The organism is Parabacteroides sp. TM07-1AC (genome assembly GCF_003480915.1).
GTDB classification, from domain to species: Bacteria; Bacteroidota; Bacteroidia; order Bacteroidales; family Tannerellaceae; genus Parabacteroides; species Parabacteroides chongii.
In genome coordinates this window covers 26,034-38,294 of sequence record NZ_QUKD01000007.1, presented here as the reverse complement: position 1 = coordinate 38,294, position 12,261 = coordinate 26,034, and the positions used below count along the sequence as shown (strand labels likewise).

12 protein-coding genes are annotated in these 12,261 nt (G+C 43.6%); 5 read left to right on the top strand and 7 right to left on the bottom strand.

Features of this window, described 5'->3' with window-relative positions:
- Positions 1-41 precede the first annotated feature (41 nt).
- The 4 genes from DXD68_RS14600 to DXD68_RS14585 all read right to left on the bottom strand — a co-directional run bounded on the left by DXD68_RS14600 (position 42) and on the right by DXD68_RS14585 (position 5,938).
- A complete protein-coding gene (locus tag DXD68_RS14600) occupies positions 42-1,727 on the bottom strand; it encodes a M23 family metallopeptidase (RefSeq protein WP_122362298.1) in 1,686 nt (561 codons plus the stop codon).
- 12 nt (positions 1,728-1,739) lie between these two features.
- Entirely contained in the window at positions 1,740-2,780 is a 1,041-nt protein-coding gene (locus DXD68_RS14595; protein WP_122362297.1) for an endonuclease/exonuclease/phosphatase family protein, read from the bottom strand.
- An 11-nt stretch (positions 2,781-2,791) separates the two neighbouring features.
- The gene (locus DXD68_RS14590; protein WP_122362296.1) at positions 2,792-4,315 is read right to left on the bottom strand and encodes a hypothetical protein; all 1,524 of its coding nucleotides are present in this window, start codon (positions 4,313-4,315) and stop codon (positions 2,792-2,794) included.
- Between the two features lie 150 nt (positions 4,316-4,465).
- Positions 4,466-5,938: an aminoacyl-histidine dipeptidase gene (locus DXD68_RS14585; RefSeq protein ID WP_122362295.1), complete on the bottom strand. Its 1,473-nt coding sequence runs from the start codon at positions 5,936-5,938 to the stop codon at positions 4,466-4,468.
- Between the two features lie 147 nt (positions 5,939-6,085).
- On the opposite strand from DXD68_RS14585, the gene DXD68_RS14580 reads away from it, so the two are divergent.
- Together DXD68_RS14580 and DXD68_RS14575 are read left to right on the top strand one after the other, a co-directional pair.
- Positions 6,086-6,304 (top strand): hypothetical protein, encoded by a 219-nt coding sequence (locus tag DXD68_RS14580; protein ID WP_122362294.1) that lies wholly within the window; start codon positions 6,086-6,088, stop codon positions 6,302-6,304.
- A 23-nt stretch (positions 6,305-6,327) separates the two neighbouring features.
- Complete coding sequence (locus DXD68_RS14575) at positions 6,328-6,933, top strand: OmpH family outer membrane protein (RefSeq protein ID WP_122362293.1); 606 nt, start codon at positions 6,328-6,330, stop codon at positions 6,931-6,933.
- Between the two features lie 204 nt (positions 6,934-7,137).
- On the opposite strand, the gene DXD68_RS14565 is transcribed toward DXD68_RS14575, so the two are convergent.
- Positions 7,138-7,464: a hypothetical protein gene (locus DXD68_RS14565; RefSeq protein ID WP_122362291.1), complete on the bottom strand. Its 327-nt coding sequence runs from the start codon at positions 7,462-7,464 to the stop codon at positions 7,138-7,140.
- Entirely contained in the window at positions 7,464-7,769 is a 306-nt protein-coding gene (locus tag DXD68_RS14560; RefSeq protein WP_122362290.1) for an FtsB family cell division protein, read from the bottom strand. The genes DXD68_RS14565 and DXD68_RS14560 overlap by 1 nt, the downstream gene beginning before the upstream one ends.
- A 70-nt stretch (positions 7,770-7,839) precedes the next feature.
- Here DXD68_RS14560 and DXD68_RS14555 point away from each other — a divergent pair, with 70 nt between their 5' ends.
- The 3 genes from DXD68_RS14555 (at position 7,840) to DXD68_RS14545 (ending at position 11,224) form a co-directional block, all read left to right on the top strand.
- Entirely contained in the window at positions 7,840-9,666 is a 1,827-nt protein-coding gene (locus tag DXD68_RS14555; protein WP_122362289.1) for a DNA polymerase III subunit gamma/tau, read from the top strand.
- A gap of 155 nt (positions 9,667-9,821) precedes the next feature.
- Positions 9,822-10,460 carry a glycine zipper family protein gene (locus DXD68_RS14550; protein ID WP_122362288.1) on the top strand — a complete coding sequence of 213 codons (639 nt, stop codon included), beginning with the start codon at positions 9,822-9,824 and terminating at the stop codon, positions 10,458-10,460.
- Between the two features lie 179 nt (positions 10,461-10,639).
- On the top strand, positions 10,640-11,224 hold the full coding sequence (locus DXD68_RS14545) for a phosphoglycerate mutase family protein (RefSeq protein ID WP_122362287.1): 585 nt from the start codon (positions 10,640-10,642) through the stop codon (positions 11,222-11,224).
- A gap of 35 nt (positions 11,225-11,259) precedes the next feature.
- Here DXD68_RS14545 and DXD68_RS14540 read toward each other — a convergent pair whose 3' ends face one another.
- Positions 11,260-12,021, bottom strand: coding sequence for a helix-turn-helix transcriptional regulator (locus DXD68_RS14540; RefSeq protein WP_122362286.1), 762 nt, complete (start codon positions 12,019-12,021; stop codon positions 11,260-11,262).
- Between the last annotated feature and the right edge of the window lie 240 nt (positions 12,022-12,261).

Here is a 12,261-nt window from a genome sequence, read left to right as displayed (position 1 = left end):
GGCTTGCAGCCTTATTTTGAAGAAAAAAGCAAAGTTCTTTTTTACCATGTAAACGGATAAGTATAAGAGGATTGATTTCCACAGGCGTCTGTTACGACTAGTTTTAATGTATGTTTTCCTCTTGCCAGCCGTTCTTTGTCGAAATGGTAGGTGATAACAGACTTGCTGTTCATCTCGAATAAGACGAATTGGCCGTCGATTTCCCCCCGGTAAGTTTGTACACCGCTCAGATTATCCGATAACCGGAATGAAATAGCCTGTTTGCTGACCCATGTAGCCGGGTTGAGTGGTGTAATGGTCGGAGGAACAAGGTCTTGCCCCGGGGTGTAAGTCCCCATTTCTTTTATGTCGGCATCGATCCAACCGTTACGGTAAACGCCTCCTGTCCATGACCTGCGCCCGTTTTGCAGACGGACGATTCCGTATTGCTGCTTGTTTTCCAGTGTGTCTGTCTGCAGCCGGAGGGAAAGTTTAGCCGATTTATGCAAGGCAACCGGTTTATTATGTAGTGTGTGTACGGCTCCCAGCGCTGTACTGTCTTCTTTTACTGAATAACGGAAATACAGGTCGTCGTAGAGATTTCCTTTCGGAATAGTCAGACGGATTCCTTTGGCTCCGAAGCGGTTGTCGCTCCACCAATGAAACAGTTCGGTATTATCCGTGTCGATTTCCGGAATAGGTTGTTCTTTCCCTTCAATCCGGACAGTCAGCTGAGTTGCATTGCCGAAGGCATCTGCCAAGCGGTAGGTCAGATGATACGTACGAGGCTCATCGATCGTCAGGATACCGCGGTCGATACTTTCAATGAAGCGGAGACGGTTACCGGGATCGACGAAGCTTTTCATATAAAAGGAACGGTGTTCTTTCCATTCTTCAAAGTCGGTGAAGCTGTTCAGGTAACGTGTCTCGTCGAAAGCGAAACGGGTCAGGTCGCTGTGATAGATGACCTGGCTGTCGGCTGTCAGTGTGATCTCCTTGACTCCGTAGATATTGGAGGTGTTATCCATATAGTCATAGCCTTTTACCGCCAGTCCTATTTCTCCCCAGGCTTCGATCTTGCCGGTCAGTGTCTGTTTGCTGTTTTGGGTGGTGACAGGCTTTAGTTCCAGTTTTCGGCGGCTACCGTTCACGACTCCTTTTCCTTGTACCGGACAGATCATGATACCCTGTATTTTAGGAGGCTTTGTGTCTTGTATCAATTCTTTGTACGCTTCGATCGGGTCCAGCGGTTCTTCTGTTTCCGTATCGCGAATCTCGAAATGGAGATGAGGACCGCCTGAACTTCCGGTGTTCCCGCTCAGGGCAACGAGTTCACCTTCCTTAACCGGTAGTTCTTCCGGTGTGAGTGTCAGGTTTACGTTGAAACTCTCCAGTTCATACTGCTTGTTTTTTACGTAGTTGGCGATCTTTTGGGAGAATTTCTGAAGATGTCCGTAAACGGTGGTCGTTCCGTCCGGATGGGTGATGTATAATCCGTTGCCATATCCCCACGGGCTGACTGATATACGTGAGACGTATCCGTCCTGTACAGAGTGGATCGGTTTCCCTTCCACACCTTGTGTCTTGAAGTCTATTCCCGAGTGAAAATGATTGCTTCTTAACTCTCCGAAGTTGCCGCTAAGCAAGATGGGATGGTCCATCGGTTTGCGCAGTTGCTGTGCTTCGGCTGTAATGCTTGTAATTCCGGCGAAGAAGAGAAATCCTGCCAGTATATGATGTATTCGCATGTTTATTTTTATTCAATCTTTGTCAGGCAAAGATAATAAAAAGTCGGTAATGAGCGGTAAATGATCGCTGTAACCGCCCTCATATTTAAAGCCGTAATAGGTGCGGAAAGGACGTTTCCCCTGCCAGGTCTTATCGTTGGTGAGCAGGAAAGGCGGTGCGAAAATCCGGTTACTTCCCGGGAGAAGGTGCATGGAGGATGTAGTATCGATCAGGTTTCCGGAGACGATGATATGATCCAGTTGATTCCATTCGCCCTGATACTTATGGGTTCCCGGATAATGCAGAACGTGCGGATCGGCAAAAAGGTTGTACAACTTTTTCGCTTCGATCCTTTTGCCGATTTTTCCGGCTGCCAGTATTTGTGTGATGCTAGCATTCTCTGCCGTATCGTTGAAATCGCCCATAATCAGTATTTGAGGGTTTGTACGAGTTCCGAGCAGGGAGTCGCAAAGGTTCCGCAATGTCCGGGCGGCATCGAATCGGGCGGCTTCGCTCTCTTTTTCACCTCCGTAACGGGACGGGAGATGGCAGACAAATACATCCAGTGTATCTGCGGTTATGACTTTTCCCCATACATGGAGGAGATTGCGGGTGTGTTTATGATTTTTACGGGTGAAAACAACCGAATGTTCCCGGTGACCGATGTAGCCGAACTGATCCCGTTGATAGAGGAGGGCTGTATTTATGCCCCTTGTATCTGAACCGTGTGTCATACAATATCGGTATTGTTGTTGTTTCAGGGGTGTCCGGTTGAGCAGATGGATCAGGACGGAATCATTTTCCACTTCGCAAAGGGCTACCAAAGCCGGGGTATTCCATTCACCGGCGGCACTGATCACTTTAGCTATCTGCTGAAGTTTATGATAATAACGTCCGCGGGTCCAGTGATGGTTACCCGACGGGAGGAAATCGTTGTCGTTCTTATCCGGATTATCATCGGTGTCGAACAGATTCTCTACGTTATAACTCATGATCCTGAATCCGGACTGGGCATTCGCCGGGCAGGAGAGAAAGGCTAGAACGCAAATAAATATAGTTAAGGTCCTGGTCATATCTATTGTTTTTATTTTTCATCCTCTTCTTTTGGAACAAACTCGTAAGCTCCGATATCGGGTCCGTTGTTCGTTAATCGGTTGACACCGTTCCGGTCGACCGGGTATTTCTGAGAGACGAACAGGTCTGCCTTGCCGACACCCGGAGTTGTTTCTTTGTCGGGGCGGAAGTCGTACATATATTTATTCGTTTTTCCACCGTTCATCCGATATTCCATTTTACTGTCGTCTTTTCCTTTTACGAAAATGACATCGGTAAAGTTTTCACTGTCGATCTGATCTGCCATTACTACACAGTGGTTAAAATGATATTTCAAATTATCGTTTCTTAATGGGGTCGCTTTGGTTCCCATTGAAATTTCAATTTCCTTTCCTGCTCCCAGGCTACCGTCGATTATGCAATTGTCGAAGTTGGCCTGCAATAAATCGTACGGACCGATTTCACTGTATTTATCGGCTGTATTGTCTAATAAACGTAAAGTGAAGCTGGGTTCCGGATTTTGGGCCAGTGAATGACGGGGTTTAGCAGATATATAGTTCGCCAGTGTACAATGAGTAAAGCTATATTTACCGCCACTTAGCTGAACGATATTGATCGTGGCATTTGTAAATTCACTGTTCGTCGCTTCGATATTACTATTGATTGCTGTCAGGACACTTCCGTCCATATTGGTGATCTGTGAATTGTTGATCTTCAATTTGGATTTTTCCGGATCGGACGCTTCACAGGTAATACCATTATTCCCGTTTCGTACTATTACATTATTAAATAGGTTGTTGAAACTTTCTTTTTTGAAAACAATACCTTCCCATTGTCCCGGGGTACGGTCGTAAGGTAACTGGTCGTCCAGGATAAAATCGAGACGGTCGCCACGGAAGACAATCGGTTTATCTTTTGTGCCCTCGGCGATCAGTGTGCCGTCGACAATGATCTTGGCCTTGTTGTGCATATAGAGGGTTGTTCCTTCTTCTATCTGTACGGTTACGCCCTTGTCGATCATCAAACTGTCGTATATCAGATAGGGACGTTCAGCCGTCAGCCTGGTATCTTCGCTTAATGTCTGTCCGCCTTTGATCAGCTTGACATCCTGTCCGCATGCTTCCAGTAAAACAGTTTGTGTTATATTATTACAACTGAACAGAATGGAATCCTGAACTAATAACGGTTGATCTTTTCCGGTCGGATTGACGGTCACTTCTACAAATATATACATGCTGTCTTTTGCGGCAATCCGGACATTTTCAAAATTATCTCCTTTGCGTCCGTCTACATTGATGTGAAAACCGCTGGTAGCAGGCGATGCCTGAATAATCCGTTCGATATTCAAAGGTTCGTCATTTCTGTTGTAAACCATAAATTGTTTTGTGGCGGAACCGATTGTTGTAAAGACAGTATCAAAAGATAAGGTATCTGTCGAGAAACTCAACCGGTGGTTTGGATTGGTCGAGTAATTTTCGTCCAGCCCGTCGCATCCAGCCAACAGGTTGAGTAAAATTGTACTTATGATCAGCAACGGCGCTGTAATTCTTTTCATTTTCGCTAAATGTTAAAATGTATGCCTTTGTGTTCTTGTTTCTTTATAAACAAACGATTTATAAAGAATGTTTTCAGGCCTTAACATAAAAAAAGAGGAAAAACACGATTAAAGTGTTAATCCTCTTTCTATAACGTAGAATATTTAAATTTATTTTGCCGGTACGCTTTTTAATAATTCCAGAAGATGTGCCCACCACAAGCCGACGGTCTTAATTTCGATCCGTTCGTTGGGAGAGTGAACATCTCTTAATGTCGGTCCGAAAGAAATCATATCCAGATTAGGATATTTTTCGAGGAATAATCCACATTCCAGTCCGGCATGGATTGCCATGATCTTGGCATCCTTATTAAATAAATGTTTGTAAGTATCCTGTGCCACTTTCAGGATTTTAGAATCCGGATTCGGAGCCCATCCCGGATAACCGTCACCGTGAGTAACGACAGCACCCGCCAGTTTGAATACGGAAGCGACCTGGTTGGCGATCATATTCTTGCAGGATTCGATGGAACTGCGTTGGCTGGTTCCTACTGTGATGATGAATGATTGGGTTTCTGCATCCTGTCTGATTTTTACGGAAGCCAGGTTGGTTGAAGTTTCTACCAGTCCTTCGATATCGTGGCTCATGCCGATCACGCCATGAGGACAGGCTTGTAAAGCCCAGATAACTTTTTCCATGTCGAAGTTGCTGATACAAAATTCCGGACGATCGGTCGATTCCATAGTGATCTGTACATTCGGATCGACATGTTTCAGTTCATTCTCTATATCGGCAGTATAGTTGTTAAGCAGGACGCGTACCTGTTCTTTGTCTTCCGGATAAAGACCGATAACTGCATGTGCTTCACGGGCAATCGCATTGCGTAGATTACCGCCCTCGATAGAGCACAGCGTGAAGTCTACTTCATTGTTCAGTAAATACAGGAAGCGAACCAGTACTTTATTGGCATTTCCCAATCCTTTGTGAATTTCACCGCCGGAATGTCCGCCGTTCAATCCTTTAATATTGATTTTGAAATATAACATATTGGGATTGGTTGCGCGCTGTTCGCAATGGAACACGGCTTGCGTGTCTTTTCCGCCGGCGCAGCCCATGAAAATCTCACCTTCGTCTTCGCTGTCCAGATTCAACAGGATGTCACCGGTCATGAATCCTTTTTCAAGTGCTTTAGCTCCGGTCAGACCGGTTTCTTCGTCCACAGTAAACAGACATTCTATCGGTCCGTGTTCGATATCGTCGGATGCCAGGATAGCCAGTTCGGCAGCAACACCTATACCGTTGTCGGCTCCGAGTGTCGTTCCGTTGGCACGCAGCCAGTCGCCGTCGACGATCGTTTCGATCGGGTCGTTATCAAAATCATGAACTGTCCCGTTATTCTTTTCGCAAACCATATCCATGTGAGACTGCAGGATGACAACCGGCCGGTTTTCATATCCGGGGGTTGCAGGCTTCGACATCAGGATATTTCCGGCTGCATCTTTTTTTATAGCGATTTTATACTCTTTTGCAAACGATTCCAGATACTGGATCATTTTGCCTTCCTTCTTTGAAGGACGGGGCACTTGGGTTACCTGATGGAAGAATTTCCAAACGATTTCAGGCTTTAAGTCAGTAATCTTCATAATGTTACAATATATTATAGATGTTACTCTATAGTTAATAATGTGATCGTTTTTCGAGTTGTGTATGAAAAAAAGTAGAATTAAATACCAAAAAGATACTTTGTAATCACTTAAACTCTTATATTTGCGTCCACAAATATAGAGAAAATGCTTACAACGATATTGCTTACGGTCATAATTCTTGTTATTTGTGTTGTGTTGCTTGCCATAAAAGTGATATTCAAGAAAGGGGGACGTTTCCCGAATACGCATGTGGGTGGTAACAGAGCACTGGGTAAAAAAGGGATACATTGTGCGAAAACGCAAGACCGGGAACAGGCCAAGCAAAAGAATCTATATGATCGGTTGAAAGAAATAGAAGAATAAAATAAGGATTTAATTTACACTTTATGAAGAACATTAACTACGTAATTAATGGTGTGCTCGCGGTGGCTGTCGTGATATTGTTCATAATGCAATTTTCCGACAAGAAAGAATCGACTGTAACAAAAACATTTGCATCCGGAGAAGGCGATACAACGAATCTGCTTCCTATCGCTTATGTCAATGTCGATTCACTTTTGCTTAATTATAATTATTTCAAGGATCTGAATGAACAGCTCCTGAAAAAAGAAGAAAATTCGCGTGCGAATGTAACTCAGCAGGCACGTACCTTGCAGACCGAAGTGCAGGAGTTCTATCGTAAAATGGAAAATAACGCCTTCCTTACTCGTGAAAGAGCTCAACAGGAACAGGAACGTTTGATGAAAAAAGAACAGGAACTGAAAGACCTGGATGCTAAATTGTCACAAGATCTGTTGGTAGAACGCCAGAAGTTGAACGAACAGCTTCGTGATACAGTTGTTTCAAAACTGAAAGTATATAATAAGGATAAAGGATATCAGGTAATTTTCAGCAATACGGCAGAAGACAATATTTTGCTGGCAGGCGATGCTTACGATATCACAAACGAATTGATCGACTTATTAAACAAGAGCTATTCCAGCGGAAAGTAAGCAAAGATTAAAAGTAATATATAGAAAAAGCTGTTGCAGTATTGTAACAGCTTTTTTTATGTCATTATGTATAATTTCTATTACAGTAAAAAAAAATCCCCACTCTAGTGGGTGAAAATCCCCATATACGTGGGACTTTATCCCCACAGTGATGGGTGAAATTCCCCACAGGAAAAAATATTTTGGGGAAAACATAGAATGTATTTATTTCTTTTTACCTGAAACGAATGAGGAGTAGAGCAGCAGGATGGCTGCAATTGTCAGGCAGATCACCCATTCTTTCATATCCTTGAACATGAGTCCGGAGGCACAGATCATCAGAATGGAAGCGATCACGTTGAAACGGTGCAGACGACGTTCGCGAAACTCCATCTCCTGGGTAGGTAATGTGAGGAAACAGACCGCCATTCCGGCAGCACCTACGGCAAATAGATAGGGTGCCAGAAACCATTTGGTAAGGAACAGTACAGCACCCGCCAGTATCAGTAAACCGGCCGTATTAAAAATGATAGTTCTTGCTTTTTGATTCATTATTTCTTTTTGATGATATAGACGTCTTCATTCGGCTTCTTCATGAAATACTCTTCACGGGCGAATCGTTCCAGACCTTCCTTGTCGGTGCGAAGATCGTTCAGTTTCTTACTGTTTATCTCAATCTCTTTCTGATAATGTTTGATCTCTTTTTCCAGGCTGCGGATTTTTTCGTCGTACGTATACCGCTTATACAAATTGCTGTCGCCCACCGTAAAAGTGAGGATCAGAAATCCGATGATAACCAGCCAATAGGCATTTATCTTGGATAGATACTTGTTGTAAAAGTCTTTTATGCGTGACATGGAACTTCGTTTTTGCAAAGGTAAATGAATTATTTTGTATATCTTTGTGTTGTTAATAAAAAAGCAAAGAATGGACAATTATATTGTATCGGCAAGAAAATATCGCCCCTCTACTTTTCGTAGTGTCGTAGGGCAAAAGTCTCTTACCACTACACTAAAAAATGCAATACAAAGTAACAAGCTCGCTCATGCCTATCTTTTTTGTGGACCGCGTGGTGTCGGGAAAACTTCGTGTGCACGTATCTTTGCTAAAACGATCAACTGCCTGAACCCGACAGCCGATGGTGAAGCTTGCAACGAATGCGAATCGTGCCAGGCTTTCAATGAGCAGCGTTCTTATAATATCCATGAACTGGATGCCGCCTCCAACAACTCGGTGGACGATATCCGTTCGCTGATCGACCAGGTACGTATTCCGCCTGCTATCGGGAAATACAAAGTATTTATTATCGATGAGGTGCATATGCTGAGTTCGGCGGCTTTCAATGCCTTTTTGAAAACGTTGGAAGAACCTCCTCATCATGCCCTGTTTATTCTGGCTACTACTGAAAAGCATAAAGTGCTGCCGACTATCCTGTCGCGTTGTCAGATTTATGATTTTTCCCGTATTTCAATAACGGATATGGTGGAGCACCTCGAATACGTCTCTTCGCAGGAAAATGTAACGGCGGAACCGGAAGCTTTGAACGTAATCGCTCAGAAAGCTGACGGAGGTATGCGTGACGCTTTGTCTATTTTCGATCAGGTAGTCAGCTTTACCAACGGAAATATCACCTATCAGGCTGTTATCGACAACTTGAATGTGCTTGACTACGAATATTATTTCCGTCTTACGGATGCTATTTTGGCAGGAAATGTCCGCTCTTCTATCCTCATACTGAATGAAATATTAAGTAAAGGTTTTGACGGGCAGAACATCATCACTGGTCTGGCAGCTCATTTCCGCGATCTGTTGGTCTGCAAGGATGAGGCGACGCTGATACTCTTTGAAGTCGGTGCTTCCATCCGCGAACGTTATAAAGAGATGGCGAAACGTTGTCCGGATCAGTTGCTTTTTAAAGCGATCGAACTGGCTAATTCCTGCGATCTGAACTATCGTGCCAGCCGCAATAAACGTTTGTTGCTCGAACTGACGCTTATCCAGCTTTGCCAGTTGACTACGGGCGGACAGGCTGTCGATGATAAAAAAAAAGGAGTAATTGAACCGATTGCTTCCGGTACTTCCGGACAGCCTGTATCTCAAGGTGTGCAGCCTGTCCCTCAAGGGCAACCGGTACGTCAGCAGGTTCAATCCGGACAAATACCCAACCATATGCCCCAGCAACCCGTCGGAATGAATGGTGGTAATGGGCAAGTGATAACGACAAATATGCCTTCATCGGCAACGAAAATTCCGCAAGGACCTCCGGATTCAGTCCCGAAAAGGAGTTCACGTCCGCCTCATTTGGGTACTTCCTTAAAAGAAATAGGGGTTGAAAAACCGAAAAACCAAATGACGCAACAAGAGAGCCGGACTGTGCAGGAAATGGTCACCCCTTTTTCTCAGGAGGATCTGGTTCGTTGTTGGGATGCTTACGCGGCAAGCGGTATGATTGAAAAGAAGGTGTATCTGAAAAATACAATGATCAACTGTAAACCCGTTTTGCAGGAGAATTATTTCTTTGAAGTGGGCGTTCATAATCCGGGTCAGCAGGATGAGTTGAGCAACGGGTGCGTGGACTTGCTGAATTACCTGCGTGTCCAGTTAAAAAACACCCGTATACAGATGCGTGTGCGGATTGTGGAAACCAATGAAAAACATCTGGCTTATACTTCTACCGAAAAGTTCGAGCATCTGTTAAGCGTGAATCCGGTTCTTGCCAAGTTGAAGGATGAGTTTAACCTGACGCTGGATTGATTGAGGCGATACAGAACAAAATGACTGTTTCAGACGTTTTATCTATATAGTAATCGGAGGACCGTTTTCTGTTTAGACGAATATTATCGTGTTTTTGATTAGACTTTATTCGCTGAATAGATGTATTTTAGCGGATAAATAAAACGTTGATTGGTATGGGCATGAAGAATTATATCCTATTATTGATGGCTTCCGTACTTTGTACGGGATGTGCGACAATGGATCCGACATCGAGGACGATTGTGGGTTCGCAGGTCGGGATGCTGGCAGGTACGGTTACCGGTGCGGTGATCGGACATTCTGTCGGAGGATACCGGGGCGAGGCGATAGGGTCGTTTGTCGGTTCGGTAGGCGGGACAGTGGTCGGTGCTGCGGCTGCTTCATCTCAAAACCAGCGTAATAATAATAGGGTACGGAATGATAACAGAAGTTACGATCGCCCTTATGTGGTTATTGAAGATATTTATTTGGAAGACCGTAATGGAAATCAGATGATTGATGCCGGAGAGACTTGTCGTATTTCTTTTATTTTGCGTAACGAGAGCCGCCAGCCGGCTTATAGTATTGAACCGATCATAAAAACGGAAAGCGGAACTAAATATCTAAAACTATCCAAACCGGCCATAATCCGTGAAATCCGTCCGCACGGACGAGTGAGTTATACCATTACTGTACATGCAGAACCCAAATTGAAAAGCGGTGAAGCATCTTTTTCCATCCGTCTTAAAGATTCGGATGGCTATCTGACGGAAAAGGAGACTTTCCAGGTGCCGACACGGGCTAACTATAGATGATTGCAAGCAAAGGAACTCTTTCTTATAATATAATAACGCGATAAAGTTAGTATTTGTTGGTAAAGAAACAGCTAAAAGATATTTGACTAGTGTTTCTGGATCTGATATAGTTATTTATAGCTATATGGTATCTTTGGGCTTTTTTCTACTTTTGCATACTCACTTTAAAAGATTGGAAGATGAATATTCTTGATATGGCATGGCAGAACCAGCAGGAAGCCTGGAAAGTAGTGGAAAACAGTGGTATTATCCCAGCCTGGAAAAGTATCGGGTCAGAAGTAAATATGGTGGGGTCTTTGCGTACAGGTCTGCTGATGAAACATCGGGATATCGATTTTCATATTTATTCTTCTCCATTGAGTTTGTCCGATAGCTTTCAGGCGATGGCAAGGTTGGCTGAAAATCCGTTTATCAGAAAAATAGAATGTGCAAATCTGCTGCATACGGTTGAGGAGTGTGTGGAGTGGCATGCCTGGTATCAGGAACCAGCCGGTGAACTTTGGCAGATCGATATGATCCATATTCGGAAAGGCTCTCGTTATGACGGTTATTTTGAGAAAGTAGCCGATAGGATCGAAGCACTCCTGACGGATGAAACCAGACAGGCTATCTTACAATTGAAATATGAAACTCCTGAGACGGAAAAGATAATAGGAGTGGAGTATTATCAGGCGGTTATTCAGGATGGAATCAGAAATTATGCTGATTTTTCAGAGTGGAGAAAACGGCATCCGGTGACAGGTGTTGTTGAATGGATGCCATAGACTATCATCCGTTTAGAGACTCCGGTTATGCTGTTTTAGCTAAGTAATCCGGCTGCTAATCCTGCTTTTATTGCTTCAATAGAATTTTGTACTCCTAATTTGCGCAATAGATTTTGTCGATGAATATTTACTGTATGGATACTGATACAAAGTCGATGGGCTATCTCCTTACTCAAAAGTCCCTGTTGGATAAGACGTAGTATTTCTGTCTCCCGTGGAGTAAGGTTTGTTTGCGAATGAGGGGATGGGAAGAATATTTCTCCGTTTCTGCGGTTGACAACTGTGCAATCGACTAGTCCGGATTCTTTTTGATTTGGAGATATATCCATATTGCCTAGTATGAGCCATGCTTTTCCGTTAATGCTCTGTTCCAACACTTGTTGTTTGCTGATGACACGTATATATTGTTGTCGGGCATCACGGACACGAAAACTGTATATATTGCAATAATCGTTCCGTTTTTCGGCGGGAAGACTGTAAATAAACTGTCCCAGTCGGATCTGAAGGTCTGCCAGTTGTTGGCGGTCGTCAGGATGAATACGCGATTCCAGGTAATCCCCTTGTTTCTCCAGAGTGGCGATCTTATGGCTGTCATATCCTAATAAGTCTGTGAAGTTGGGAGAGGCAAAGGCATATCTGCATTTATACACGTCCACGACAAATGTACAGGTATGGCTTATCTTTGAGATTTGATGGAGCATAGACCTGTCGCGTTCCCATATCGAGTAGTCGATCTCGGCAGCAGATAAGTTTTGTTGTGCCCACAATTCTTCCCGGGTGATATCTGTTGATTTCATAGGATATGATTCTTAATGTAATAATTAACGAAGCCGGATGGCTGATATTACAGTTGTTTTATTTAGCTTTGCAAACATAACTAATTTGATTTAATTATTCTACATTTGTAGAAAGAAGAACTCAAAAACAAAGATTGTTCAACAATGAAAAATCAGCTTTGTATATAGCTACGCTCAACGAATAGCCTTCTTCAATAAAGCTATTCAGCTATTTGACAAATAATATGATTTTATTTGCCA